Annotated in this window: 24 protein-coding genes and 2 pseudogenes; 14 read left to right on the top strand and 12 right to left on the bottom strand. The window is 60.6% G+C overall.

Annotation, left to right across the window (positions count from 1 at the left end):
• Nucleotides 1-52: 52 nt before the first annotated feature.
• Nucleotides 53-1,360 (bottom strand): CitMHS family transporter, encoded by a 1,308-nt coding sequence (locus tag ACEN8E_RS29690; RefSeq protein ID WP_495590871.1) that lies wholly within the window; start codon nt 1,358-1,360, stop codon nt 53-55.
• 320 nt (nt 1,361-1,680) lie between these two features.
• Between ACEN8E_RS29690 and ACEN8E_RS29685 the strand changes: the two genes are divergently transcribed.
• Nucleotides 1,681-2,082, top strand: a complete 402-nt coding sequence (locus tag ACEN8E_RS29685; RefSeq protein WP_495590870.1) for a GFA family protein — start codon at nt 1,681-1,683, stop codon at nt 2,080-2,082.
• Here ACEN8E_RS29685 and ACEN8E_RS29680 read toward each other — a convergent pair whose 3' ends face one another.
• Together ACEN8E_RS29680 and ACEN8E_RS29675 are read right to left on the bottom strand one after the other, a co-directional pair.
• Nucleotides 2,083-2,409: a DOPA 4,5-dioxygenase family protein gene (locus ACEN8E_RS29680; RefSeq protein ID WP_495590869.1), complete on the bottom strand. Its 327-nt coding sequence runs from the start codon at nt 2,407-2,409 to the stop codon at nt 2,083-2,085. It lies immediately after the preceding gene.
• Between the two features lie 61 nt (nt 2,410-2,470).
• On the bottom strand, nt 2,471-3,421 hold the full coding sequence (locus ACEN8E_RS29675; protein ID WP_495590868.1) for a choline sulfate utilization transcriptional regulator: 951 nt from the start codon (nt 3,419-3,421) through the stop codon (nt 2,471-2,473).
• A gap of 114 nt (nt 3,422-3,535) precedes the next feature.
• Between ACEN8E_RS29675 and betC the strand changes: the two genes are divergently transcribed.
• From betC to ACEN8E_RS29660, 3 genes are all read left to right on the top strand, one after another.
• Nucleotides 3,536-5,050, top strand: coding sequence for a choline-sulfatase (betC, locus tag ACEN8E_RS29670; RefSeq protein ID WP_495590867.1), 1,515 nt, complete (start codon nt 3,536-3,538; stop codon nt 5,048-5,050).
• 16 nt (nt 5,051-5,066) lie between these two features.
• Nucleotides 5,067-5,987 (top strand): choline ABC transporter substrate-binding protein, encoded by a 921-nt coding sequence (choX, locus tag ACEN8E_RS29665; protein ID WP_495590866.1) that lies wholly within the window; start codon nt 5,067-5,069, stop codon nt 5,985-5,987.
• A 151-nt stretch (nt 5,988-6,138) separates the two neighbouring features.
• A complete protein-coding gene (locus ACEN8E_RS29660) occupies nt 6,139-7,707 on the top strand; it encodes a SulP family inorganic anion transporter (RefSeq protein WP_495590865.1) in 1,569 nt (522 codons plus the stop codon).
• Between the two features lie 113 nt (nt 7,708-7,820).
• Here the strand turns inward: ACEN8E_RS29660 and aroE are convergent, their stop codons facing one another.
• The gene (aroE, locus tag ACEN8E_RS29655) at nt 7,821-8,642 is read right to left on the bottom strand and encodes a shikimate dehydrogenase (RefSeq protein ID WP_495590864.1); all 822 of its coding nucleotides are present in this window, start codon (nt 8,640-8,642) and stop codon (nt 7,821-7,823) included.
• A 13-nt stretch (nt 8,643-8,655) separates the two neighbouring features.
• The gene (hemF, locus tag ACEN8E_RS29650) at nt 8,656-9,570 is read right to left on the bottom strand and encodes an oxygen-dependent coproporphyrinogen oxidase (protein WP_495590863.1); all 915 of its coding nucleotides are present in this window, start codon (nt 9,568-9,570) and stop codon (nt 8,656-8,658) included.
• Between the two features lie 163 nt (nt 9,571-9,733).
• Between hemF and ACEN8E_RS29645 the strand changes: the two genes are divergently transcribed.
• A complete protein-coding gene (locus ACEN8E_RS29645; RefSeq protein ID WP_223465162.1) occupies nt 9,734-10,711 on the top strand; it encodes an NADPH:quinone reductase in 978 nt (325 codons plus the stop codon).
• A 61-nt stretch (nt 10,712-10,772) separates the two neighbouring features.
• Here the strand turns inward: ACEN8E_RS29645 and tsaC are convergent, their stop codons facing one another.
• The 3 genes and pseudogenes from tsaC to ACEN8E_RS29630 form a co-directional block, all read right to left on the bottom strand.
• The gene (gene tsaC / locus ACEN8E_RS29640) at nt 10,773-11,330 is read right to left on the bottom strand and encodes an L-threonylcarbamoyladenylate synthase type 1 TsaC (protein WP_495590862.1); all 558 of its coding nucleotides are present in this window, start codon (nt 11,328-11,330) and stop codon (nt 10,773-10,775) included.
• A 54-nt stretch (nt 11,331-11,384) separates the two neighbouring features.
• Entirely contained in the window at nt 11,385-12,491 is a 1,107-nt protein-coding gene (dprA, locus tag ACEN8E_RS29635; protein ID WP_495590861.1) for a DNA-processing protein DprA, read from the bottom strand.
• Between the two features lie 81 nt (nt 12,492-12,572).
• Nucleotides 12,573-13,352, bottom strand: a pseudogene (locus ACEN8E_RS29630) (peptidoglycan-binding protein); the annotation flags it as partial.
• A gap of 232 nt (nt 13,353-13,584) precedes the next feature.
• On the opposite strand from ACEN8E_RS29630, the gene def reads away from it, so the two are divergent.
• The 5 genes from def to ACEN8E_RS29605 all read left to right on the top strand — a co-directional run bounded on the left by def (nt 13,585) and on the right by ACEN8E_RS29605 (nt 18,299).
• Nucleotides 13,585-14,091 (top strand): peptide deformylase, encoded by a 507-nt coding sequence (gene def, locus ACEN8E_RS29625; RefSeq protein WP_007985097.1) that lies wholly within the window; start codon nt 13,585-13,587, stop codon nt 14,089-14,091.
• Nucleotides 14,092-14,148: 57 nt separating this feature from the next.
• The gene (fmt, locus tag ACEN8E_RS29620; RefSeq protein WP_495590860.1) at nt 14,149-15,108 is read left to right on the top strand and encodes a methionyl-tRNA formyltransferase; all 960 of its coding nucleotides are present in this window, start codon (nt 14,149-14,151) and stop codon (nt 15,106-15,108) included.
• Nucleotides 15,105-16,415: a 16S rRNA (cytosine(967)-C(5))-methyltransferase RsmB gene (gene rsmB, locus ACEN8E_RS29615; protein ID WP_495590859.1), complete on the top strand. Its 1,311-nt coding sequence runs from the start codon at nt 15,105-15,107 to the stop codon at nt 16,413-16,415. The genes fmt and rsmB overlap by 4 nt, the downstream gene beginning before the upstream one ends.
• Before the next feature lie 22 nt (nt 16,416-16,437).
• The gene (gene trkA, locus ACEN8E_RS29610; RefSeq protein WP_413422972.1) at nt 16,438-17,814 is read left to right on the top strand and encodes a Trk system potassium transporter TrkA; all 1,377 of its coding nucleotides are present in this window, start codon (nt 16,438-16,440) and stop codon (nt 17,812-17,814) included.
• Between the two features lie 170 nt (nt 17,815-17,984).
• A complete protein-coding gene (locus ACEN8E_RS29605; RefSeq protein WP_495590858.1) occupies nt 17,985-18,299 on the top strand; it encodes a tetratricopeptide repeat protein in 315 nt (104 codons plus the stop codon).
• On the opposite strand, the gene ACEN8E_RS29600 is transcribed toward ACEN8E_RS29605, so the two are convergent.
• From ACEN8E_RS29600 to tag, 3 genes are all read right to left on the bottom strand, one after another.
• Nucleotides 18,300-18,539, bottom strand: a complete 240-nt coding sequence (locus ACEN8E_RS29600; protein WP_495590857.1) for a PilZ domain-containing protein — start codon at nt 18,537-18,539, stop codon at nt 18,300-18,302.
• A gap of 73 nt (nt 18,540-18,612) precedes the next feature.
• On the bottom strand, nt 18,613-19,500 hold the full coding sequence (locus ACEN8E_RS29595) for a lysophospholipid acyltransferase (RefSeq protein ID WP_495590856.1): 888 nt from the start codon (nt 19,498-19,500) through the stop codon (nt 18,613-18,615).
• Between the two features lie 40 nt (nt 19,501-19,540).
• On the bottom strand, nt 19,541-20,098 hold the full coding sequence (gene tag, locus ACEN8E_RS29590) for a DNA-3-methyladenine glycosylase I (RefSeq protein WP_495590855.1): 558 nt from the start codon (nt 20,096-20,098) through the stop codon (nt 19,541-19,543).
• 81 nt (nt 20,099-20,179) lie between these two features.
• Here tag and glyQ point away from each other — a divergent pair, with 81 nt between their 5' ends.
• The 4 genes from glyQ (at nt 20,180) to ACEN8E_RS29570 (ending at nt 24,605) form a co-directional block, all read left to right on the top strand.
• A complete protein-coding gene (gene glyQ / locus ACEN8E_RS29585) occupies nt 20,180-21,133 on the top strand; it encodes a glycine--tRNA ligase subunit alpha (RefSeq protein ID WP_003187265.1) in 954 nt (317 codons plus the stop codon).
• The gene (glyS, locus tag ACEN8E_RS29580) at nt 21,130-23,184 is read left to right on the top strand and encodes a glycine--tRNA ligase subunit beta (protein WP_495590854.1); all 2,055 of its coding nucleotides are present in this window, start codon (nt 21,130-21,132) and stop codon (nt 23,182-23,184) included. Before glyQ ends, glyS begins: the two co-directional genes overlap by 4 nt.
• Nucleotides 23,185-23,188: 4 nt before the next feature.
• On the top strand, nt 23,189-23,734 hold the full coding sequence (gene gmhB / locus ACEN8E_RS29575; protein ID WP_177323565.1) for a D-glycero-beta-D-manno-heptose 1,7-bisphosphate 7-phosphatase: 546 nt from the start codon (nt 23,189-23,191) through the stop codon (nt 23,732-23,734).
• A gap of 91 nt (nt 23,735-23,825) precedes the next feature.
• Nucleotides 23,826-24,605, top strand: a complete 780-nt coding sequence (locus ACEN8E_RS29570; RefSeq protein WP_495590853.1) for a lysophospholipid acyltransferase family protein — start codon at nt 23,826-23,828, stop codon at nt 24,603-24,605.
• Nucleotides 24,606-24,821: 216 nt separating this feature from the next.
• Here ACEN8E_RS29570 and ACEN8E_RS29565 read toward each other — a convergent pair.
• Nucleotides 24,822-25,205: pseudogene (locus ACEN8E_RS29565) on the bottom strand (sensor histidine kinase); the annotation flags it as partial.
• Between the last annotated feature and the right edge of the window lie 33 nt (nt 25,206-25,238).

The raw sequence follows: 25,238 nt of genomic DNA, 5'->3' as shown, positions 1-25,238 counted from the left end.
GGGCCCGGGCTTCATGCAACGAAGCCTGGACCCGAAGTGGTGAGTCTTGGACTTATAGAGTGCTGAACACCGGGAAAGTCCCCAATAGCAATGCAGCAATCAGTATGCAGATACAAACCAGCACGGCCCATTTGAGCGTGAAGCGCTGGTGGTCACCGAAATCGATGCCGGCCAGGGCCACCAACAGATAAGTCGATGGTACCAGCGGGCTCAACAGGTGGACGGGCTGACCGACGATCGAGGCACGTGCCATTTCCACCGCGGTTATACCGTAATGGCTGGCGGCTTCGGCAAGTACCGGTAACACGCCGTAATAAAATGCATCGTTCGACATGAAAAAGGTGAACGGCATGCTCACCAGCGCCGTGATCACGGCCAGGTACGGGCCGAGGAAATCCGGAATCACCGCCAGCAGGCTTTTCGACATCGCGTCGACCATGCCGGTGCCGGTCAGGATACCGGTGAAGATACCGGCCGCAAAGATCAGCCCGACCACAGCCAGCACGCTACCGGCGTGAGCCGCGATGCGATCCTTCTGCTGTTGCAGGCAAGGATAGTTGACGATCATGGCGATACTGAACGCCACCATGAACAGCACTGGCAACGGCAACAGGCCGGCAATCAGGGTGCACATCAGGGCCAGGGTCAGGGCGCCGTTGAACCAGATCAGATTCGGACGACGGGCATCCGGGAACTGCGAAACGGTGATCTCACTGTGGTCGATTTCATCGCCCACCAGGTGCAGTTCACCCAGGCGTGCACGCTCACGTTTGCCGTAGAAGTAGGCAATGACCAGGATCGCCACCACACCGGCCAGCATCGCAGGAATCATCGGTACGAAGATGTCGGACGGGTCCACATGCAACGCACTGGCGGCACGAGCGGTCGGGCCGCCCCACGGGGTCATGTTCATCACGCCACCGGCGAGGATGATCAGGCCGGCCATGATCCGCGGGCTCATGCCGATACGGCTGTAAAGCGGCAGCATCGCGGCCACGCAGATCATATAAGTGGTCGCGCCGTCACCATCGAGGGAAACGACGAGCGCCAGAACGGCGGTGCCGACCGAAACTTTCAGCGGGTCGCCCTTGACCAGTTTGAGGATCTTGCGCACGGCCGGGTCGAACAGGCCGGAGTCGATCATCAGGGCGAAGTACAGGATTGCGAACATCAGCATCACGCCGGTCGGCGCAAGCTTGGTGATGCCTTCGAGCATCATCGGGCCAATTTTCGGCGAAAAACCGCCGAACAGGGCGAAAATGATCGGAATGATGATCAGGGCGATCAGCGCGGAAAGGCGCTTGGTCATGATCAGGAACATGAACGTGATGACCATGGCGAAGCCAAGGAAAGTCAGCATGGGAATACTCCAGGCGTAGCGCGACTAGGGAATGGGCGGATCGGGCGGGATCAGCGCAGTACGGGAAGCACGAGACGTACGAACGGAGTTACAGCGAAGCGGCGGGTAGAAGAGGACATCAGAATCACCATTGTTGTTGTTAAATGGGCCTGGCAAGCCATCGAACGCTTGCATTGGCCACCGGTCTTTTGCCGGTAGTGGCGGCGATCCTAATCGGGGAAGCTTTCAGCCAGCTTTCGCCAATGAAAGCAAGGACCGGATGTGCAACCGATCGTCGGATAGGTTTTCAAGTCCCTGAGCACAGGGCGGGAGGTCGTGACATGGGCGAACTTCACACCGGCGGCTGCCACTGCGGGCAACTGCGCTATCAATTCAGCGGGCCACTGCAGGATATCGTCCACTGCCATTGCTCGATTTGCCGACGGGTCAGCGGCGGCATCGTGACCACCTGGATCACCGTGCCGGTATCCGCCTTTCAATGGCTGGCCGGGACGCCGTCGCGGTACGACTCTTCATCCACCTGTGCACGATATTTCTGCAGCCACTGTGGGGCACAACTGGCAGTGGTGACGCACCTGAGCCCGGACAGCATCGACCTGACCATCGCGACCCTCGACCATCCAGAGCAGGCACCGGCCGAGCGGCACATCTGGACCGACAGCCGCCTGCCGTGGCTGCATCTGGACGAACACTTGCCCGGTGAGGCTGAAGAAACGCTCTGATCAAAAAATAGACAGGTCCAGTGGCCGGATCGCGCCCATCCAGATCGCGTGCTCGGTGTGGTCAAGCAAATCGTCGCCGGTGTCCGGGTGCAGGAACACCACCAGCCCTTTGCGGTTGAGCGCCAGCCACGGCAGCACGTCGCCCAGCACCTGCGGCTCGAACGCCAACTGGCAGCTCCAGTCCGGGTGCGGACCGACCGGGCGCTCGTGCACGCGACCCATTTTCAGCGGGAACAATTGCGCCGCCTGCTCACACAAGGTCCGCGCCTGATCAAGGGTGCTGGCGTCGAAATAGACATGGGCGTGGTAGCCCGTTATGCGTTGCATTGGAAATCCTCTAAATCCGGTCGGGCAGATCACACGGCACAGACTGCGATCTTTTCATGATTCATACCGCAATCGAAGGCAATGACAGCCCCGACAACGACTCCGCACTGCTGGCCTGCTCGGCCATCAACCAGTCCACGAACTGCTGGATCAACGCTCCGCGCCGCTTGCGCTGGGGCAGGACCACGTAATAACCCAGCCTGGACATCGCGGTTTCGGCAATCGGTCGACACAACAAGCCCTGTGCCAGCAAATTATCCACAAGGTGGCGCCAGCCGATGGCCACGCCCTGCCCGCCAATCGCCGCCTGAATCAACAAGGTGTAATTGTCGAAGCGCAACTGCCCGGGCGCCGGGGCCGAGGTGATGCCCAACTCGCGGAACACACCGCTCCAGTCAAACCAGTTACTGCTGTGTTCCCCACGCAGGTGCAGCAACGGAAACTCCAGCAATGCCTGGGCCGGCAAGGGCAGGGAACGTTCGCTCAACAGCTGCGGGCTGCACACCGGAAACACTTCCTCACTGAACAGCCAATGGCTTTCACCCTGCTTGAAGCGGCCATCACCGAACAGCACCGCCACATCGATATCGGTACGTAGCATGTTATGGCTGCGTTCACTGGTGACCAGGCTGACATCCACCTGCGGATTGGCCGCGTGAAAGCGGTGCAATCGCGGCATCAACCAATAGGCGGCGAAGGCAAAATCGGTGGCAACCTGCAGCACTTCATGCTGTTGCTGCGCGTTGATTGCACTCAAACCTGCGTCGATATTCTGCAAACCGAGCTGAACCTGCTCGAAAAGTATCTGCCCGGCCTCGGTCAGTTCGATGCCGCGATAAATGCGGTCGAACAGGCGCGTCGCCAGCTGTTCCTCCAGGCGCTTGATCTGCTGGCTGATGGCCGGTTGCGTGGTGCCCAGTTCAACCGCCGCAGCCGTGAAACTGTGCTGTCGGGCCGCCGCTTCGAAGGCACGCAGCAGGTCCAGTGACAGGTCACCAAGAGCGTCATACATAAGCTGTGCTTATCCTAGTCATTGCCGCGCATGGGCTTTACCGCAACGTGCGAGGGTTTCATTCTCGAAGCCAGCACTCTCGCATAAACATCCACTATGGAATGCCGCGATCACATGAAGCGCAAGAACATTCTTTTCATCATGGCCGATCAAATGGCCGCGCCAATGTTGCCGTTCTACGGCCAGTCGCCCATCAAACTCCCCCATCTCAGCCGCCTTGCCAAACAGGGCGTGGTGTTCGACTCCGCCTATTGCAACAGCCCGCTGTGCGCGCCGTCGCGCTTCACCCTGGTCAGCGGCCAGTTGCCGAGCAAGATCGGCGCCTACGACAACGCCGCCGATTTCCCCGCCGACGTACCCACATACGCCCACTACCTGCGCCGCCTGGGCTACCGCACCGCCCTGTCGGGCAAGATGCATTTCTGTGGGCCGGACCAGTTGCATGGCTACGAACAACGCCTGACCAGTGATATCTACCCCGCCGACTACGGCTGGGCGGTGAACTGGGATGAGCCGGACGTGCGCCCGACCTGGTATCACAACATGTCGTCGGTGCTGCAAGCCGGCCCGTGCGTGCGTACCAATCAGCTGGATTTCGACGAGGAGGTGGTGTTCAAGGCCCAGCAGTACCTGTTCGACCATATCCGCGAAGATGGCGACCAGCCGTTCTGCCTGACCGTTTCGATGACTCACCCACACGATCCGTACACGATTCCCAAAGCTTTCTGGGATCTGTACGACGACGCTGACATCCCGTTGCCTGCGACGCCGGAGCAGCACGATCTTGATCCGCACTCGCAACGACTGCTCAAGGTCTATGACTTGTGGGACAAACCTCTGCCCGTGGACAAGATACGTGACGCGCGACGTGCCTATTTCGGCGCGTGCAGCTACATCGACAGCAACGTCGGCAAACTCCTGCAAACCCTCGAAGATACCGGGCTGATCGATGACACCATCATCGTGTTTTCCGGTGACCACGGCGACATGCTCGGCGAGCGCGGGCTCTGGTACAAAATGCACTGGTATGAAATGGCCGCACGGGTGCCGCTGCTGATCAGCGCACCGGGGCAGTTCGGCACCGGCCGGGTCAGCGCCAGTGTTTCCACGGCGGACCTGTTACCGACCTTCGTCGAACTGGCCGGCGGCTCGCTGGAACCTGGATTGCCGCTGGATGGCCGTTCGCTGGTTCCGCATCTGCAAGGGCAGGGCGGTCATGACGAGGTGTTCGGCGAATACATGGCCGAAGGCACCATCAGCCCGCTGATGATGATCCGCCGAGGTGCCTACAAATTCATCTACAGCGAAGACGACCCTTGCCTGCTCTTCGACGTACACAATGACCCTCACGAACAGGAAGAACTCAGCCATTCGCCGCAATATCGCCAGCTGTTCGACGACTTTCTTGTCGAAGCGCGAGCCAAGTGGAATATTCCGGCGATACACCAGCAGGTGCTCGCCAGCCAGCGGCGCCGACGTTTCGTGGCCCAGGCGCTGACCCTCGGCAAGCTGAAGAGCTGGGATCACCAGCCGCTGGTGGACGCCAGCCAGCAATACATGCGCAACCACATCGACCTCGACGATCTGGAGCGTAAAGCACGTTATCCACAACCCTGCCAAAACCAATAATGTTAAGGGGAAGTCCATGCAAAAGTTATCCACAGTACTGACGATCGGGCTCCTGGCGCTGGGCAGTGCATCGGCGTTTGCCGATCAGAGTTGCGAAACGGTGAAGATGGCCGATCCGGGCTGGAGCGACATCGCCGCAACCAATGCCATCACCGGGTTTCTGCTGGACAGCTTGGGCTACAAGGCCAAGGTCGACACCCTCGCGGTGCCGATCACCTTTGGCGGGCTCAAGGATGGCCAGGTCGATGTATTCCTGGGTAACTGGATGCCGGCGCAGCAGGGCTTCTATGACAAATTCGTCGCCAGCGGCGATGTCACGCAATTGGCGAAGAACCTCGACGGCACCGAGTTCACCCTCGCCGTTCCGGACTACGTATGGGACGCGGGTGTGCATGACTTTGCCGACCTGAACAAATACGCCGACAAGTTCGACCACAAGATCTACGGCATCGGCTCTGGCGCACCGGCGAACATCTCGCTGCAAGAAATCATCAAGAAAAATGATTTCGACATGGGTCAGTGGAAACTTATCGAGTCGAGCGAGCAGGCAATGCTGGCGGAAGTGTCCCGCGCGGTGAAAAAACAGAAATTCGTGACCTTCCTCGGCTGGACCCCGCACCCGATGAACGTGCAACTGAAAATGCACTACCTCAAGGGCGGCGAGAAATACTTCGGCGACACCGGCAGCGTCCACACCCTGACCCGCAAAGGTTATGCACAGGCCTGCCCGAACGTAGGCAAGCTACTGACCAACCTGAGCTTCACCCAGGACATGGAGAACAGCATCATGGCCGAGGTGGTGAACAAGAAAGTCAGCAATGCCGACGCGGCGAAAGCGTGGATCAAGGCCAACCCGGCGGTGCTGGACAAGTGGCTCGATGGCGTGAAGACCGTGGATGGCAAGGATGCATTGCCGGCAGTCAAAGCCAGGCTTTAAGGTTCAAAGACGCCTTCGCGAGCAGGCTCGCTCCCACAGGTCCGCGCACTCCCTGTGGGAGCGAGCCTGCTCGCGAATGGATGTTTGCCCTTGCGCTGCTGCCTCTGAAATACCACCCTGACGCAATTAAATTCGTTCACCGAGAGGCCCCATGGCCCTGCCAAGCCGCCATTCACTCTTCCCCTTCCTCACCTGGCTACCCCGGCAAACCCGCGCCAGTGTCGGCCGAGACCTGATTGTCGGCCTCAGCGGTGCGATTCTCGCGTTGCCGCAATCCATCGCCTACGCCCTGATCGCCGGCCTCCCGCCAGAGTACGGCTTGTACGCGGCGATCATCCCGGTGTTGATCGCTTGCCTGTGGGGTTCGTCGTGGCATTTGATCTGCGGTCCTACGGCGGCCATCTCCATTGTCCTGTACGCCAGCGTCAGTCCCCTGGCCGTTCCGGCGTCGCAGGACTACGTCATGTTGATCCTGTTACTGACGCTGCTTGCCGGCATCTTTCAGTGGCTGCTGGGTTTGCTGCGGTTTGGCGCGCTGGTGAATTTCGTCTCTCACTCGGTGGTACTCGGCTTCACCCTTGGCGCTGCCGTGGTGATTGCCATTGGTCAACTACCTAACCTGCTGGGGCTGGACTTGCCCAGCCAGGCCACCGCGCTGGACAGTTTCATCACGTTGTTGCGCCATCTCGGCGAAATGGACAAACCTTCGCTGGCGCTGGGGCTGGCGACGGTCGTGGTGGGCGTGATCCTCAAACTGCTGCTGCCACGCTGGCCGACACTGCTGATCACCCTGATCCTTGGCGGGTTGCTCGTCTGGCTCTGGCCATCGATGTTCGGCCATGTGCAACTGGTCAGCGCCTTCACCGGCAAGCTGCCGCCATTCAGTCCGTTGCCGCTGGACCTTGACTTGATCCTGCGCTTGCTCCCCAGCGCCGTGGCCGTGGGCATGCTCGGGCTGGTGACCAGCCTGTCGATTGCCCGCTCGATTTCCGCACGCTCGCAGCAATTGCTTGATGCCAACCAGGAAGTTCGCGCCCAGGGCTTGTCGAACATCGTCGGTGCGTTTTTTTCCGGTTCCTTGTCTGCCGGTTCTTTTACCCGCTCCGGACTGAGCTATGAGGCCGGTGCCTGTTCGCCGCTGGCGGGAATTTTTTCCGCACTGTGGGTGGCGCTGTTCGCCATTTTTGGCGCGCGACTGATCGAACACATACCGATTCCGGCCATGGCAGGCAGTATTCTGTTGATCGCCTGGGGCCTGGTGGACCATCGCGGCATTCGTGCGTTGCTGCGGGTCAGCCGCGCCGAATTCGTGGTCATGGCACTGACCTGCGTCGCCACACTGCTGCTGGAGTTGCAGACAGCGATTTACGCCGGCGTGTTGGCCTCGCTTTTTTTCTACCTCAAACGCACATCGCAACCACGAGTGCAGCACGTGCGAGATGGCGAGGAAGACATTCTGCGGGTAGGGGGCTCGATCTTTTTCGGTGCCAGCCATTACCTGCAAGTACGCCTGCAACGCATGCACGGCACGCGCGTGGTGATCGAGGCGCAGCAGATCAACTTCATCGACTATTCAGGGGTGGAAATGCTGCATCAGGAAGCGCGGCGCCTGCTTCGCCAGGACCGCAGCCTGACCTTGCGCCGGGCCCGGCCACAGGTGGTGGAAGAGCTGAGGAAGCTGGAAGGGGCACAGAAGTGCCCGATCCGGTTTGAAGACTGAAACACCGCTCTCTGTAGGAGCGAGCTTGCTCGCGAAAAACCTGAGGGCGCTGCCGGGCACCTGGTTTTGCGCGTTATCGTTCACGACCTTCGCGAGCTCGCTCCTACAGTAGGTTACAAGGCCAACTGCCGGCGAAGTTCAGCCAACACCGGCGCCGTATCCGGGCGCACTCCGCGCCACAAGAAGAACGCTTCCGCCGCCTGCTCGGCCAGCATCCCCAGGCCATCCATCACCACCGCAGCCCCGTGTTCGCTGGCCCAGCGGCAGAACGAGGTCGGTTCCTTGCCGTACATCATGTCGTAGCACACCGTTTTGCCGGGTTCGATCAGGCTGGGTGCAATCGGCGGCACATCGCCCGTCAGGCTCGCGGAGGTCGCATTGATGATCAGGTCCACCGACTCCCGCAACCAGTCGTAGCCGCTGGCCGAGACCGGCCCCAGATCGCCGAACAGCTCCGCCAGCAGTTCGGCCTTGTCCAGCGTGCGGTTGGCGATGATCACCGATGCCGGTTGCTCGGCCAGTAGCGGCTCCAGCGCACCACGCACCGCGCCGCCAGCGCCGAGCAACAGGATGCGTTTGCCCTTGAGGCCGAACCCGGCGTTGACTGTCAGGTCCCGCACCAGCCCGGCACCGTCGGTGTTGTCGCCCAGCAGGCTGCCATCGGCCAGTTTGCTCAAGGTATTGACCGCACCGGCGCGCTGCGCCCGCGCCGTCAGGCTGTTCGCCAAACGAAAGGCCTCTTCCTTGAACGGCACCGTCACATTGGCACCGCGCCCTTCGAGGAAGAACTTCCGGGCACAAGTGGAAAAATCGTCGAGTGGCGCCAGCATCGTGCTGTAGTCCAGCTTCTGCGCGGTCTGCTCGGCGAACAGGCGATGGATCAGCGGAGATTTGCTGTGGCCAATCGGGTTACCGAATACGACATAACGGTCCATCAGGTTTCCTCGTTCAGGCTTCGGCCAACCAATCGCGGTCTTGCAGGAAATATTCGGTCAGGCGCGCTTCTTCGCTGCCTGGCTCGGCCTTCCAGTCGTAGCCCCAGCGCACTTGCGGCGGCAGGGACATCAAAATCGACTCGGTGCGACCACCCGACTGCAGGCCGAACAACGTGCCACGGTCATAGACCAGGTTGAATTCAACGTAGCGACCACGGCGGAATTCCTGGAACTCACGCTGTTTGGCGGTGAACGCATCGTTCTTGCGGCGCTGCACGATCGGCAGGTAGGCGTCGATGTACGCGTCACCGATAGCGCGCATGAAGGCGAAGCTGGTGTCGAAGTCCCATTCGTTCAGGTCGTCGAAAAACAACCCGCCGATGCCTCGTGGCTCGTGACGATGCTTGATGTGGAAGTAGCTGTCGCACCAGGCCTTGTAACGCGGGTAAACATCCGGGCCGAACGGCGCGCAGGCTTGCTCGGCGACGCGGTGCCAGTGGATGCAGTCTTCTTCGTTGCCGTAATACGGGGTCAGGTCAAAGCCGCCGCCAAACCACCATACCGCTTCTTCACCTTCTTTTTCAGCGATGAAAAAGCGCACGTTGGCGTGGGAAGTCGGCACATGCGGATTGTGCGGGTGAATCACCAGCGACACGCCGAGTGCTTCGAAACCACGGCCGGCCAGCTCCGGACGATGAGCGCTGGCGGAAGGAGGCAGACCACTGCCGAAGACGTGGGAAAAGTTGACGCCACCCTTTTCAATCACCGTGCCGTTTTCGATCACGCGGGTACGACCGCCACCGCCGGCCGGCCGGGTCCAGGCGTCTTCGACGAATTGCGTGCCACCGTCTTCGGCTTCCAGGGCGGCGCAAATACGGTCTTGCAGGTCGAGCAGGTAGGCTTTTACGGCCTCGGTGCGGGTCGTCATGTCATCACCTTGAATCGGGCAATACTACGCGGCGCTCCATGGGAGCTCAGCCTGCGCAAATGGGCCCGTAGCATACCATCGCAAGTCGACCCGCCGCAGTTGACGAAGATCAAGCTTAGGAGTCCGATAGGGAGCTTGGTAAAACGACCTATGGAGAGATCTGATGGCAAAGCGTATCCAGTTCCGCGCCCATGGCGGCCCCGAAGTGCTCGAGTATGTGGATTACCAACCCGCCGAGCCAGGTCCGAAGGAAGTGCGCGTGACCAACAAGGCCATCGGCCTGAACTTCATCGACACCTATTACCGCAGCGGTCTGTACCCGCCACCCTCCCTGCCGTCGGGTGTCGGTTCAGAAGGGGCGGGCGTGGTCGAGGCAGTGGGCAGCGATGTAACCCGCTTCAAGATCGGCGATCGCGTTGCCTATGGCAGCGGCCCTCTGGGCGCCTACAGCGAGGTTCACGTCTTGCCTGAGGCCAATCTGGTGAAACTGCCGGACGCCATCAGCTTCGAACAGGCAGCCGGGGTGATGCTCAAGGGCCTGACCGTGCAGTACCTGCTGCGTCAGACCTATGAACTCAAGGGTGGCGAAACCATTCTGTTCCACGCCGCGGCGGGTGGTGTCGGCTCTCTGGCCTGCCAATGGGCCAGGGCCTTGGGCGTGAAGCTGATCGGTACGGTCAGCTCGGCGGAGAAAGCCGCACTGGCCAAAGCCAATGGTGCCTGGGCGACCATCGACTACAGCCACGAAAACGTCGCCCAGCGCGTGCTGGAATTGACCGATGGCAAAAAAGTCCCGGTGGTGTACGACGGCGTCGGCAAGGACACCTGGCTGACTTCACTCGACAGCGTCGCACCGCGTGGGCTGGTAGTAAGTTTCGGCAATGCGTCCGGCGCGGTCGACGGCGTGAATCTGGGGATCCTGGCGGGGAAAGGCTCGCTGTACGTGACCCGGCCAACCCTCGGCACTTATGCGAACAACGCCGAGAACCTGCAACGCATGGCCGACGAGTTGTTCGAGATGATCATCAGCGGCAAGTTGACCGTGGACATCAGCCAGCGTTATCCACTGGCCGACGCGGCGAAGGCGCAGACCGAGTTGTCGGCGCGACGCACGACGGGCTCGGTTGTCCTGTTGCCCTGAATGATTAGGTGAATGATCAGGCCCCTTCGCGAGCAAGCCCGCGATTGGGGTCGCCTCGGTATCAGTCCGGGCGCACAACCCTGCCAGTCGCCAGATCGCGAATCACGCTCGGGTTCTTGCGCCCGCCAAGGTTTCCGCCCAGCACCAGATCCACCTGGCCACGGAAATACTGCTCGACGCGAATCCGCGTACGTGCCGCCGGACGCCCCTGCGGGTTGGCCGACGTCGACACCAGCGGCCCGACCAGCGCGCACAAATCCCGCACCAGCGGGTGATCGCTGACCCGCAGCGCCACGGTTTCATGCACGCCGGTAATCCACTCCGGCAGCAGGTTCTGGTGCGGCACCAGCCAGGTGTTCGGCCCCGGCCAGGTGCTGGCCATGCGGTCCATCCACAATTCGGGGAAGTCTTCGAAGAGGAAGTCGAACTGACGGATATTGTCGGCGACCAGAATCAGCCCCTTATCCACAGACCGGCCCTTGATCATTAGCAGACGTTCCACCGCTTCCTCGTCCCACGGGTCGCAACCCAGACCCCAGACTGCTTCGGTTGGGTAGGCAATCACCGCCCCTGCGCGAATTGCTTGCGCGGCTTGTTGCACACGCCAACTGTTGACCATGAAAAACACTCCAGAATAAGGCTCTGCGCAGTTTACCGATCTTGTTTATAAAACCTAGCTCACCCGTGCAAACCAGCGCCCGCTTTCGCAAACGGCGCGACCGTCCATTTCCAGTTCCGTTAATGCCGCCAGCACTTTCGGCAAGGCCCAGCCGCTTGCGTCGGCCAGCGCTTCACTGGTGTGAGGCGCGGCATGCAGCAGCTTCAGCAATGGGTGAGTAGATACTGTGGTGCAGGTTTCTGTGGGTATCGAAAGTCGTTGCCACCCGCGCAAGGCTTCGAGGATATGTTCGATGGTTTCCACCAGCACCGCACCGTCACGGATCAACTGATGGCAGCCCCGTGCGCCGGGATGATGGATCGACCCCGGCATCGCAAACACCTCGCGCCCCTGTTCCGCCGCCAGCCTCGCGGTGATCAGCGATCCACTGGCAACACTGGCTTCGACCACCAGCACCCCAAGTGACAAACCACTGATGATCCGGTTGCGCCGAGGGAAGTTGCCGGCACTGGGGCCTGCATCCAGCGGAAACTCCGAAAGCACGGCGCTGCCCGAAGCGATCATGGCGTCCGCCAGGCGTCGATTTCGCTGTGGATAAAACTTCTCGAGCCCCGTACCGAGCACACCGACCGTTTGCCCTCCAACATCCAGCGCGGCCTGGTGCGCGGCGGCGTCAATGCCCAGGGCCAGGCCGCTGGTGATGACAAAACCGGCACCGGCCAGGCTGCGGGAAAACGCGGCAGCGGTGTCCATCCCGGGCCTGGACGCGCGACGGCTGCCGACCATCGCCAGTTGTGGTTTTTCCAGAATGCCCGGATTGCCCGCGACAAATAACAGCGGTGGAGCATCGCAGATTTGTGCCAGCAGTGCCGGGTAGTCCGGTTGGTCCCACATCAGTAAATGCTGGGCCGGACGCTCTAACCAGGCCAATGCATGGCTGGCGCCGTCACGAATCTCGGTGCTTCGCCTGGCCTCGGAACAGGCCAGTGGCAAACCCAGCGCGCGCCAGGCACTGGCGGGCGCGCTGATGGCTTTGGATGCCGAGCCGAAGGCTTCGAGCAATTTCTTGAATCGCGCAGCCCCGAGCTCCGGCAAACGGTGCAGACGTAATCGAGCTTCCAGTTCCGCAGGGGAAACCGGTGTAACAGTAGGCATCGACATGGATCATCCTTGATCGTTATGAGCACCCGTACAAACGGGAATAAGCTGTGGATAACTCTGTTGGTAACTTGTGAGGCAAACTTACGGATTTCGCACCTTGTCCATCACCGACAGCGAGCGCGAAGCGCTGAGCACCAGCCCATAACTGAGTTTGTCGTAGGTTCGGAAAACCATCAGCAGGCCCGCGCGCTCATCGGGAATCTTCAACGGCTGGCCGGTGATCCGGTCCCGCACGGTTTCGCCGGTTTTCATCACCGCCAGGACATTGCCTTCGGCCAGTCCATCGCGCTGCCCCTTGTTCAGCGTGACCACGTCCATTGCACCGATCTGCGTCACCCCACGCGGCACATCGATGATCAAGCCGTTGATCTCGGCACCCGGCGCGCTGGGTATGAACGTCGAATTGATCGAGCGCTCTTCACCACTGAAGAGACGGTCGCCGACACGGACTTCCTGGGTCGTGCGTTGCAACATCAGGGTGGCGACGTCGCCTTCGGTAGCCACGACCTCACCGCCGCCGATGCCGTCGGCGTTGATCCCCAGGACCTCCTTGCTCTGCGGATCGGTGTAGACCTTGCCCTGGCGGAAGATGCCGTACACCGGTTGCGCCGGGTCGAAATGGCCGCGGGCAAAGATCCGGTCACCGGCGCCGCTGAGCACGCGCTCGGCATCGCCGGCGACAATGTAGGGCGCCGTTTCGAAATCCTCGGCCTTGTCGACAATGCGGTTGCTCAGCAGAAAACTGTTGATCGATTTCAGCGCAATGCCGGGGATAGCCTCGGTCACCGGGCTGCTGCGCACCTGAGGCGACAGCTTTATGGTGGGATTATCATCCCTGAGTTGCACTTGCCCATGTGCCCAACCTGCCGAAGCCAGGAGCAGCAGGGCGAGTAGTGATTTCCTCATGCGGTGAATCCCTTTATTATGTGCGTTCGCGTGAAACGCCAGAGCCCTCGGTGGCTCGCTCCCGGCTAGCTTGTCAAAACTTGCTTGTCAAAAGAACGGAGCTACGTTTTACAACGGTAGCCTGCATGTCTTCGGACCCGCCAGGCCATCGACCCGACCTTACTTCACACGTGCGCTAATCAAGCTTATGGCCATTTTAAACATCCTCGAATTCCCTGATCCGCGTCTGCGCACTATCGCCAAGCCAGTGGCCGTAGTGGACGACGAAGTGCGTCAGTTGGTCGACGACATGTTTGAAACAATGTATGAAGCGCCTGGCATCGGCCTCGCCGCGACCCAGGTCAACGTGCACAAACGTATCGTCGTGATGGACCTCTCCGAAGACCGCACCGAGCCTCGAGTGTTCATCAACCCCGAGCTCGAACCGCTGACCGACGAGATGGGCCAGTATCAGGAAGGCTGCCTGTCGGTGCCGGGCTTCTACGAAAACGTCGATCGCCCGCAGCGGGTCAAGGTCAAGGCACTGGATCGCGACGGCCAGCCTTACGAACTGATCGCCGAAGATTTGCTCGCCGTGTGCATCCAGCACGAATGCGACCACCTCAACGGCAAATTGTTCGTCGATTACCTGTCCACGCTCAAACGCGACCGCATCAAGAAGAAACTGGAAAAGCTTCATCGCCAGAACGCCTGATGCCCATCTTCAAAGGCTTGCTGCGGCAAGCCTTTTTCTTTTCAAGAGACGTCACCCATGACTGAGCCACTGCGCATTGTCTTTGCCGGCACCCCGGAATTCGCCGCCGAACACCTCAAGGCCCTGTTGAGCAGCCCTTACGAGATCGTCGCGGTCTACACCCAACCGGATCGTCCGGCCGGTCGCGGGCAAAAACTGATGCCGAGCCCGGTCAAGCAGCTGGCGCTGGAAAACAATATCCCGGTGTTGCAACCGCCGACCCTGCGCAACGAAGACGCACAAGCGGAACTGGCTGCGCTGAAACCGGACTTGATGGTGGTGGTTGCCTACGGCCTGATCCTGCCGCAAGTGGTGCTGGATATTCCGCGCCTGGGTTGCATCAACAGCCACGCCTCGCTGCTGCCACGCTGGCGTGGTGCGGCGCCGATCCAGCGCGCCGTGGAAGCGGGCGATGCCGAAAGCGGCGTGACCGTGATGCGCATGGAAGCCGGCCTCGACACCGGGCCGATGCTGCTCAAGGTCACCACCCCGATCAGCGCCGAAGATACAGGCGGCAGCCTGCACGATCGGCTCGCCGAAATGGGCCCGCCGGCCGTGGTCCAGGCCATTGCCGGCCTCGCCGCCGGAACCCTGGAGGGCGAAGTCCAGGACGACAGCCTGGCCACCTACGCGCACAAATTGAACAAGGACGAAGCACGCATCGACTGGGCTCGCCCGGCAGTTGAGCTGGAGCGCCTGGTCCGTGCCTTCAACCCGTGGCCGATCACCCACAGCACCTTGAATGGCGAAGCCCTGAAAGTGCTGGCTGCGAACCTCGCCGAAGGCAAAGGCGCCCCGGGTGAAATCCTCGGCGCCAGCAAGGACGGTCTGATCGTCGCGTGCGGCGAACAGGCCTTGTGCCTGACCCGCCTGCAATTGCCTGGCGGCAAGGCGCTGAACTTCAGCGACCTGTTCAACAGCCGTCGTGAGAAATTCGCCATCGGTACTGCCCTCGGTCAAGCGGCGGACGCTCAATGAATCCGCGTCTGGCCGCCGCCAAGGCACTCGCCGCCGTCCTGAACGGAAAAGCATCGCTCAACAGTTCGCTGCCGACGCAGATGGACAAGGTCGAGGACCGTGATCGCGGCTTCACCCAGGACCTGGCGTTTGGCACCGCTCGCTGGCAACCACGCTTGTCGGCGCTGGCGGCCAAACTGTTGCAGAAGCCGTTCAAGGCCGCCGACGCCGATGTCGAGGCGCTGTTACTAGTGGGGCTCTATCAGTTGCTCTACACCCGCGTCCCGGCCCACGCCGCCATCGGTGAAACCGTCGGTTGCGCCGACAAGCTGAAAAAGCCTTGGGCCAAGGCGCTGCTCAACGCTGTGCTGCGCAATGCCCAGCGCGAAAGCGAAACGATTTTCGCCGAGCTGGAACGTGATCCGGTGGTGCGCACCGCCCACCCGCGCTGGCTGCAAAAATCCCTGAAGGCGTTCTGGCCAGAGCAGTGGGAAGCCATCTGCGCCGCCAACAACGCGCATCCGCCGATGATCCTGCGGGTCAACCGTCGCCATCACACCCGGGATGCCTACCTCGGATTGCTGACGGATGCCGGTATCGCCGCCACGCCATGCACCTACAGCCGCGACGGCATTGTGCTCGAAGCGGCCACCGATGTGCGCAGCCTGCCGGGTTTCGCCGAAGGCTGGATCAGCGTGCAGGACGAAGCCGCACAACTGGCCGCTGATCTGCTGGATCTGGCACCGGGCCAACGGGTGCTCGACGCCTGCTGCGCACCGGGTGGCAAGACCTGCCATATTCTCGAAGCCGAACCAAAGCTGGCCGGCGTCGTGGCGGTAGACCTGGAAGCCAAGCGCCTGGTGCGGGTGCGGGAAAACCTCGAACGCCTGAAACTGAGCGCCGAACTGATTGCCGCCGACGGTCGCGACACTCAGGCGTGGTGGGACGGCAAGCCGTTCCAGCGCATCCTGCTCGACGCACCTTGTTCGGCCACCGGCGTGATTCGTCGTCACCCGGACATCAAGCTGACCCGCCAACCCGACGACATCGCCGCACTGGCGCTGCTGCAAGGCGAACTGCTCGACGCCATGTGGAGCACGCTGGAGGTCGGCGGCATTCTGTTGTACGCCACCTGTTCCACGCTGCCGACCGAGAACACCGAAGTCATCGAAGCCTTCCTCGCCCGCACACCGGGTGCCCGGGAACTGGACCTTGCCACGGCGGCCGGCATCAAGCAGCCCCATGGTCGCCAGTTGCTGGCCCAGGAAGGTGGCCACGACGGCTTCTACTACGCCAAGCTGATCAAGATCGCCGCTGCACGCGGTTAAATGGATTCAATGGAGTGAGTGGATGAAAATCATCATCCTGGGTGCAGGGCAGGTCGGCGGTTCGCTGGCGGAACACCTGGCCAGCGAAGCCAACGACATTACTGTGGTCGATACCGATGGCGAACGCCTGCGCGACCTTGGCGACCGCCTGGACATCCGCACCGTACAGGGTCGCGGCTCATTCCCGACGGTGTTGCGCCAGGCCGGGGCCGATGACGCGGACATGCTGGTCGCCGTGACCAACAGCGATGAAACCAACATGGTCGCCTGCCAGGTCGCCCACACCCTGTTCCACACTCCGACCAAGATCGCCCGGGTGCGCGAAGCCGCTTACCTGACCCGCGAAGAGCAGCTGTTCCAGAACGAAGCGATTCCGGTGGACGTGCTGATCAGCCCGGAACAAGTGGTTACCAACTACATCAAGCGCCTGATCGAGCATCCGGGCGCCTTGCAGGTGATCGACTTCGCCGAAGGCAAGGCGCAACTGGTGGCGGTGCGGGCGTACTACGGCGGGCCACTGGTGGGTCAGCAACTGCGACAGTTGCGCGAACACATGCCGAACGTGGAGACCCGCGTCGCGGCGATTTTCCGTCGTGACCGGCCGATCCTGCCGCAAGGCGACACAGTGATCGAGGCCGACGACGAAGTATTCTTCATCGCGGCCAAAGCCAACATTCGCGCGGTCATGAGTGAAATGCGCCGTCTCGACGAAACCTATAAACGCATCGTGATCGCCGGTGGCGGGCAGATCGGCGAGCGTTTGGCCGAGGCCATCGAAAGCCGTTATCAGGTAAAAGTCATCGAGATGAACCCGGCACGCTGCCGTCATCTCTCGGACCACCTCGACAGCACCGTGGTGTTGCAGGGCAGCGCCTCGGACCGCGACCTGCTGCTGGAAGAGAACATCGCCGACGCGGATCTGTTCCTCGCCCTGACCAACGACGACGAAGCCAACATCATGTCGTCGCTGCTGGCCAAGCGCCTGGGTGCGAAGAAGGTGATGAGCATCATCAACAACCCGGCCTACGTCGATCTGATCCAGGGCGGCGACATCGACATCGCCATCAGCCCGCAACTGGCGACCATCGGCACCTTGCTGGCCCACGTGCGCCGGGGCGACATCGTCAGCGTGCACTCACTGCGCCGGGGCGCGGCGGAGGCCATCGAGGCGATTGCCCACGGCGATGCGAAATCGAGCAAGGTGATCGGCAAGGCCATCGAGAACATCGGCCTGCCGCCGGGCACCACCATCGGTGCGATTATCCGCGACGAAGAAGTGATCATCGCCCACGATGACACCGTGATCGAAACGGGCGACCATGTGATTCTGTTCCTTGTGGATAAAAAGCATATTCGCGATGTGGAGAAGCTGTTCCATGTGGGGTTGAGCTTCTTCTGATGCGGATTTAGCGCCGGCCTGCCTTTGTATGTAGGAGCGAGCCTGCTCGCGATGAGCTCGAGAGCGACGCGGGGTGTCTGGTTTCCTGCGTTATCGTTGACGACCATCGCGAGCAAGCTCGCTCCTACATTAAACCAACCCCTGACATGCCTCAGGCAAGGAATCCACCCATGATCGAATCCCTGGAAAAAATGCTCGCCAAGGGTGTGGATAACGCTTTGCTGCGCTTCGGCCTGGGCAAGGGTTATCTGGATCTGGGGGAGAACGCCAAGGCTGCAGAGCATTTTCAACGCTGCGTCGAGTTCGATCCGAAGTATTCGGCGGCATGGAAACTTCTGGGCAAGGCCCATCTGGCGCTAGCGGACTTTGCAGCGGCGCGGCAGGCCTGGGAACAAGGCCTGCAAGCTGCTCGCGGCCATGGCGACAAGCAGGCAGAGAAGGAAATGACGGTGTTCCTGAAGAAGCTCGAGCGTCAGGCGCACTGATCAGAGGTAACGCAAACCAATACCCTCGGCATCGACCTGCACCACTTCCATGCGTACCCGCGGCGCGCCTGTGGGTAAGTCCTGCACCTGTCCGTAGACCACCGCACCCCGGGGCAGCGCCGAAAGTTTCGGATGCTTGACGTAAACGCCGGTGGCCGACAGGTTGCGCGTCTGGCCCAGGCAATCGCCGAAGCTTTCGTGACTGATTCTGATGCGGAATGACTTGCGGTGTTCGGACATCTTCTGCGCCCTTTGATAAACGGTTGTGGATAACCCCCGAATCCAGGGTTATCCACAGATCATGCCAATTGAATCAATACCAACGCTCTTCACCCGGTGGACGCTTCTTGAAGCGCTTCATGCTCCACATGTACTGGCTCGGGTAGGCCCCGACATAACGCTCGACCACCTTACTCATGGCCGCACAGGACTCCGCCGTATCGGTGCTGTACATGGCCTCTGGCGCGGCTTCGAGGATCACTTTGTAGCCTGAACCGTCCGGCAGGCGCAGGGCGTGCAGGAACACGCCGACCGCTTTGCCACCGGCCAGCATGTTCGGCACGAACTTGCTGGTCAGCGCCTGAGTGGCGAAGAACGGCACGAAGATCCCGGCGGATTCGGCCGGTTCCGGGTCAGCGGGAATGCCTACTGCACCACCTTTGCGCACCTCTTTGATGACACTGAGGATGCCTTCCTTGGTGGAAGCAGCGACCTTGTTACCCAACTGCACCCGCTGCTTTTGCAGCAACTCATCCACTGCCTTCAATTTCGGCGGACGGTAGAAAATGATCGGTTTGCACTGGCTGCAATAGAAGTGATTGAGCACTTCCCAGTTACCCAGGTGGCTGGTGATGCCGACCACGCCTTTTCCGGAGGCGAGGGCGTCCTTCAATACGTCGAGGCCTTCTACTTCACGCACCAGGTCGATGGAACGCTGGGCTGGCCAGATCCAGGCACAGGCGCTTTCGGTCAGGGACTTGCCGATGTCTTTCAGGCTCTGCCCGACCAGGCGCTCACGCTCGGCGGGGTCCATGTCCGGAAAGCACTTGGACAGATTGATCCGCACTACGTCGCGGGAGCGATTCGGGGTTTTCCACATGACCCAGCCAATCGCCGAGCCCACGGCTTGCACGGCCCACCACGGAAGCAAGGCAAACAGCCGCAGAGCGCCTACCAGCAAGGCGCCTTTAAACTTATCCACAGGTCACTCCTGATCTTGTGCTGTGCGCGAGGCGGCTATTCTAACCGCCGTTCGCCAGCTGCGCGTAGCGGTCGCAATCGCGGGTGTGATCCATGACCATGCCCGAGGCCTGCATCAGCGCGTAGCAAATGGTCGGCCCGACGAACGTGAAACCGGCTTTTTTCAGGCCTTTGCTCATTTCCACAGCAGTCGGCGTCACGGCCGGGACTTCGCTACGATCCTTGAAATGATTGATCACAGGCTTGCCTCCGACGAACGACCAGAGAAATTCCACCGGGTCCTCCAGCGCCAGCCAGGCCTGGGCATTGCGCCGGGCGGCATTGAGCTTGAGGCGATTGCGGATGATGCCCGGATCGAGCATCAACCCGTCGATTTCGGCATCGCTCATCTGCGCCACGCGCTGGACATCAAAACCGAACAGCACCTGACGATAATGCTCGCGTTTGCGCAGCACAGTGATCCAGGAAAGCCCGGCCTGGAACCCTTCGAGCAAAAGCAACTCGAACAATCCCTGCGCATCGCGTAGCGGCGTGCCCCACTCCTGATCGTGATAAGCCATGTACAGCGGATCTTCGGAACACCAAAAGCAGCGTGGCATAAGGCTCCAGGGGGCGTGCGCAGCCATGAATCGGGTATACTCCCGCTCTTTAAATCGCAGCCCAAGAAACAGGTGAATTTCGTGAGCCAGCCTACGCCAGCCGTGCGTACCTTCCAAGACTTGATCCTCGCCCTCCAGCAATACTGGGCCGAGCAAGGTTGCGTGGTACTTCAGCCCTACGATATGGAAGTAGGCGCCGGCACTTTCCACACTGCAACATTCCTGCGCGCCATTGGCCCGGAAACCTGGAACGCCGCCTACGTGCAGCCAAGCCGCCGTCCGACTGACGGCCGCTACGGCGAAAACCCGAACCGTCTGCAGCACTACTACCAGTTCCAGGTTGTCCTGAAGCCGAACCCGGACAACTTCCAGGAACTGTACCTGGGCTCCCTCAAGCACGTTGGCCTGGACCCGCTGGTCCACGACATCCGCTTCGTCGAAGACAACTGGGAATCGCCGACCCTCGGCGCCTGGGGTCTGGGCTGGGAAGTCTGGCTCAACGGCATGGAAGTGACCCAGTTCACCTACTTCCAGCAAGCAGGCGGCATCGAGTGCTACCCGGTGACCGGCGAGATCACCTACGGTCTCGAGCGTCTGGCCATGTACCTGCAAGGCGTGGACTCGGTCTACGACCTGGTCTGGGCTGATGGCCCGTTCGGCAAAGTGACCTACGGCGACGTGTTCCACCAGAACGAAGTGGAGCAGTCCACCTACAACTTCGAACACGCCAACGTCGACAAGCTGTTCGAACTGTTCGATTTCTACGAAAGCGAAGCCAAGCGCCTGATCGAACTCGACCAGCCGCTGCCGTTGCCGAGCTATGAAATGGTGTTGAAGGCTTCCCACACCTTCAACCTGCTGGATGCGCGCCGGGCGATCTCGGTGACCGCGCGTCAGCAATACATCCTGCGTGTACGCACCCTGGCGCGTTCCGTTGCGCAAGCCTACCTGCTGGCTCGCGCCAAGCTGGGCTTCCCGATGGCAACCCCGGACCTGCGTGATGAAGTACTGGCCAAGCTGGAGGCTGCACAATGAGTGCTCTGGATTTTCTGGTTGAACTGGGCACTGAAGAACTGCCACCCAAAGCCCTGAACACCCTGGCCGAGGCGTTCCTCGCCGGTATCGACAAGGGCCTGCAAGCTGCCGGCCTGAACTACGAAAGCAAAACCGTCTACGCCGCCCCGCGTCGCCTGGCCGTGCTGATCACCGCACTGGCCACCCAGCAGCCGGATCGCAGCATCAACCTCGACGGCCCGCCACTCCAGGCGGCCTTCGATGCCGAAGGCAACCCGACCCAGGCGGCCCTGGGTTTTGCCAAGAAATGCGGCGTCGAACTGAGCGAAATCGATCAGAGCGGCCCGAAACTGCGCTACAGCCAGAGCATCGCCGGCAAGCCGACCGCGAGCCTGCTGCCGACCATCGTCGAAGACTCCCTGAACGACCTGCCGATCCCGAAACGCATGCGTTGGGGCGCGCGCAAGGAAGAATTCGTGCGTCCGACCCAATGGCTGGTGATGCTGCTCGGTGACCAGGTCATCGACTGCACCATCCTCGCCCAGAAGGCCGGCCGCGATTCCCGTGGTCACCGTTTCCACCACCCGGAAAACGTGCGCATCGGTTCGCCGTCCAGCTACCTGGCCGACCTGCGTGCCGCTTATGTACTGGCCGACGCCAACGAGCGTCGCGAGATCATCAGCAAGCGCACCGAAGAGCTGGCCACCCGCCAGGAAGGCACTGCCATCGTGCCGCCCGAGCTGCTCGACGAAGTGACCGCGCTGGTCGAGTGGCCAGTGCCGCTGGTGTGCTCGTTCGAAGAACGCTTCCTCGATGTGCCGCAAGAAGCACTGATCACTACCATGCAGGACAACCAGAAGTACTTCTGCCTGCTGGATGCCGACGGCAAGTTGCTGCCACGTTTCATTACCGTGGCCAACATCGAAAGCAAAGACCCGCAGCAGATCATCGCCGGTAACGAGAAAGTGGTTCGCCCACGCCTGACCGACGCCGAGTTCTTCTTCAAGCAAGACAAGAAGCAGAAACTCGAAGACTTCAACCAGCGACTGCAAAACGTGGTGTTCCAGGAAAAACTCGGCAGCGTCTACGACAAGGCCGAGCGCGTATCCAGGCTGGCCGCGTTCATCGCTCAGCGCATCGGTGGCAACGCTGCATGGGCAGCCCGTGCGGGCCTGCTATCGAAGTGCGACCTGGCGACCGAGATGGTGGGCGAGTTCCCGGAGATGCAAGGTGTCGCCGGTTACTACTACGCCCTCAACGACGGCGAGCCGGAAGACGTCGCACTGGCCCTGAACGAGCAGTACATGCCGCGCGGTGCCGGCGCTGAACTGCCGGGCACCTTGACCGGTGCGGCCGTGGCCATCGCCGACAAGCTCGATACCCTCGTGGGTATCTTCGGCATCGGCATGCTGCCAACCGGCAGCAAAGACCCGTATGCCCTGCGCCGTGCCGCACTGGGCGTGTTGCGCATCCTGATCGAGAAACAGCTGGACCTGGACCTGACCGACGCCGTGGCCTTCGCCGTGGATGCGTTCGGTGCCAAGGTCAAGGCTACCGGCCTCAATGACTCGGTGCTGGAGTTCATCTTCGACCGTCTGCGTGCCCGTTACGAAGACGAAGGCGTCGACGTTGCCACCTACCTGTCGGTACGTGCACTCAAGCCTGGCTCGGCCCTGGACTTCGACCAACGCGTGCAAGCGGTAGAGGCCTTCCGCAAACTGCCGGAAGCCGCTGCCCTGGCCGCCGTGAACAAGCGAGTGTCGAACCTGCTGAGCAAGATCGAAGGCTCGGTGCCTACCGTCGTGGAAGCCAAGTACTTCGACAATGCCAACGAGTTCTCCCTGTACTCGGCGATCCAGCAGGCCGACCAGGCCGTGCAGCCAATGGCCGCCTCGCGTCAGTACAGCGAATCCCTGGCACGCCTGGCTGCACTGCGCGAGCCGGTGGATGCGTTCTTCGAAGCTGTGATGGTCAACGCGGAGGACGCAAAGGTCCGCGCCAACCGTTATGCATTGCTGGCGCGTCTGCGTGGGCTGTTCCTCGGTGTTGCCGACATTTCGCTGCTGGGCTGAGGAGTTGCTGTTGAAACTGCTGATTCTCGATCGGGACGGGGTGATCAATTACGACTCCGACGCTTACATCAAGTCGGTGGAGGAGTGGATTCCACTCCCCGGTTCGATCGAGGCCATCGCGCAGTTGAGCAAGGCCGGCTGGACGGTAGCGGTCGCTACCAACCAGTCGGGCATCGCTCGCGGCTATTACGACCTCGCCACCCTGGATGCCATGCACGAGCGCTTGCGCGCGCTGGTGGCGGAGCAGGGCGGTGAAGTCGGCCTGATCGTCTACTGCCCCCATGGGCCGGACGAAGGCTGCGATTGTCGCAAGCCGAAACCCGGGATGCTGAAAACCATCGCCGCTCATTACAACGTGTCGCTGACCGATCTCTGGTTCGTCGGCGACAGCCTTGGTGACCTGGAAGCCGCCAAAGCCGTCGATTCACAGCCAGTTTTGGTAAAGACCGGGAAAGGCGAAAAGACTTTGGGCAAGACCCTTCCGGTTGGCACATTGATTTTTGACGATCTGGCGGCGATTGCCGCAGAACTTATCCACAAATGCCCTTGAGTAAGTGTGCACTTCGATTGATCCTGACCAAGGATGAAAGGGAAGTGCGCTTTATATAGGACGGGCAATTCCCGCAACGGTAAACGTCACCATGTCGATATTGCAGGCCATCAGAACCTTCCTCTTTTACCTGCTGCTGGGCACCAGTTCATTGTTGTGGTGCAGCCTGAGCTTTTTTATCGCGCCGTTTCTGCCTTTCAAGGCACGTTATCGCTTCATTAACGTGTACTGGTGCCGCTGTGCCTTGTGGCTGAGCAAAGTGTTTCTGGGTATCAGCTACGAAGTGAAGGGTGCCGAGAACGTACCTGAACGGCCTTGTGTCATTCAGTCGAACCACCAAAGCACATGGGAGACGTTCTTTCTCTCTGCTTATTTCTCACCGCTGAGCCAGGTACTCAAACGTGAATTGCTCTATGTGCCGTTCTTCGGTTGGGCCATGGCCATGTTGCGACCGATTGCCATCGATCGCGACAACCCGAAAGCCGCGCTCAAGCATGTGGCGCAGAAAGGCGATGAGTTGCTCAAGGACAATGTCTGGGTACTGATCTTCCCCGAAGGCACCCGCGTTCCTTACGGCACCATCGGAAAATTCTCCCGCGGTGGCAGTGCACTGGCTGTCAACGCCGAATTGCCCGTGCTGCCGATTGCGCACAACGCAGGCAAGTTCTGGCCAAAAACCGGTTGGGCGAAGAAGCAGGGTGTCATCACTGTGATCATTGGCGCACCGATGTATGCCGAAGGCACAGGACCACGAGCCATTGCTGAATTGAACGACCGGGTCCAGGCGTGGAACGAGCAGATGCAACGGGAAATGGGCTCGCTGCCACCGGCTCCGCAAGCGCCGGTTTCAAACGATCAGGTGACTGTCTGAGATTCTGTGGATAACCTGTGTACCGTTTCATTGAAAACCGTCGTTATTTGTACGTAACCTTATGATTTTTTTACATATTTATTTGGATGATAAAAACCATAAAAACGTGCATAAGTTTTTTTGGGACGTAAAGAAACCGGCTGATATAGCCGGTTTTTTTATGCCCGGAGCAATTGCTGATTGCCGACATGATCAAGCAACCTGGATCGCTCGTTTTCACTCCGTAAACAGCGGAAATTGCAGCCTGAATGTCGTGCCCTGACCCACCTCGCTCCGACACTCGAATCGCCCGCTGTGCCGATCCACAACGGCTTTGACCATCGACAATCCTAACCCCACGCCATCGATGCCATGGGCGGAAGAAAAGCACCGGTATTGACTGAACAGTTCGGCTAGCTCCTCAGCCGCGATGCCATTGCCCTGATCGATGAGCTCACAGATCAGCCAGCTGTCGTGTTGACTGACGTGCAAACGGATACGAGTACCTGAAACACTGCACTTGATGGCATTTTCCAGCAGATTGAACAACGCTCGGATCAGCAGCGCCTGATCCGCAAGTATCAGACTTTCCAGTGCCTGTTCTTCCACTTGATGGACCAGTTAACTGCCCGACCTCACAGGTTTTTCATTGCC

This window comes from Pseudomonas sp. Pseusp9 (assembly GCF_059491265.1).
This window is presented reverse-complemented; position numbering and strand designations above follow the sequence as displayed.

Bases quoted from the DNA above. Each gene is read 5' to 3' on its own strand.
- ACEN8E_RS29690 (WP_495590871.1), bottom strand. From the start codon at position 1,360: ATGCTGACTTTCCTTGGCTTCGCCATGGTCATCACGTTCATGTTCCTG.
- ACEN8E_RS29685 (WP_495590870.1), top strand. From the start codon at position 1,681: ATGGGCGAACTTCACACCGGCGGCTGCCACTGCGGGCAACTGCGCTAT.
- ACEN8E_RS29680 (WP_495590869.1), bottom strand. From the start codon at position 2,409: ATGCAACGCATAACGGGCTACCACGCCCATGTCTATTTCGACGCCAGC.
- ACEN8E_RS29675 (WP_495590868.1), bottom strand. From the start codon at position 3,421: ATGTATGACGCTCTTGGTGACCTGTCACTGGACCTGCTGCGTGCCTTC.
- betC (WP_495590867.1), top strand. From the start codon at position 3,536: ATGAAGCGCAAGAACATTCTTTTCATCATGGCCGATCAAATGGCCGCG.
- choX (WP_495590866.1), top strand. From the start codon at position 5,067: ATGCAAAAGTTATCCACAGTACTGACGATCGGGCTCCTGGCGCTGGGC.
- ACEN8E_RS29660 (WP_495590865.1), top strand. From the start codon at position 6,139: ATGGCCCTGCCAAGCCGCCATTCACTCTTCCCCTTCCTCACCTGGCTA.
- aroE (WP_495590864.1), bottom strand. From the start codon at position 8,642: ATGGACCGTTATGTCGTATTCGGTAACCCGATTGGCCACAGCAAATCT.
- hemF (WP_495590863.1), bottom strand. From the start codon at position 9,570: ATGACGACCCGCACCGAGGCCGTAAAAGCCTACCTGCTCGACCTGCAA.
- ACEN8E_RS29645 (WP_223465162.1), top strand. From the start codon at position 9,734: ATGGCAAAGCGTATCCAGTTCCGCGCCCATGGCGGCCCCGAAGTGCTC.
- tsaC (WP_495590862.1), bottom strand. From the start codon at position 11,330: ATGGTCAACAGTTGGCGTGTGCAACAAGCCGCGCAAGCAATTCGCGCA.
- dprA (WP_495590861.1), bottom strand. From the start codon at position 12,491: ATGTCGATGCCTACTGTTACACCGGTTTCCCCTGCGGAACTGGAAGCT.
- def (WP_007985097.1), top strand. From the start codon at position 13,585: ATGGCCATTTTAAACATCCTCGAATTCCCTGATCCGCGTCTGCGCACT.
- fmt (WP_495590860.1), top strand. From the start codon at position 14,149: ATGACTGAGCCACTGCGCATTGTCTTTGCCGGCACCCCGGAATTCGCC.
- rsmB (WP_495590859.1), top strand. From the start codon at position 15,105: ATGAATCCGCGTCTGGCCGCCGCCAAGGCACTCGCCGCCGTCCTGAAC.
- trkA (WP_413422972.1), top strand. From the start codon at position 16,438: ATGAAAATCATCATCCTGGGTGCAGGGCAGGTCGGCGGTTCGCTGGCG.
- ACEN8E_RS29605 (WP_495590858.1), top strand. From the start codon at position 17,985: ATGATCGAATCCCTGGAAAAAATGCTCGCCAAGGGTGTGGATAACGCT.
- ACEN8E_RS29600 (WP_495590857.1), bottom strand. From the start codon at position 18,539: ATGTCCGAACACCGCAAGTCATTCCGCATCAGAATCAGTCACGAAAGC.
- tag (WP_495590855.1), bottom strand. From the start codon at position 20,098: ATGCCACGCTGCTTTTGGTGTTCCGAAGATCCGCTGTACATGGCTTAT.
- glyS (WP_495590854.1), top strand. From the start codon at position 21,130: ATGAGTGCTCTGGATTTTCTGGTTGAACTGGGCACTGAAGAACTGCCA.
- ACEN8E_RS29570 (WP_495590853.1), top strand. From the start codon at position 23,826: ATGTCGATATTGCAGGCCATCAGAACCTTCCTCTTTTACCTGCTGCTG.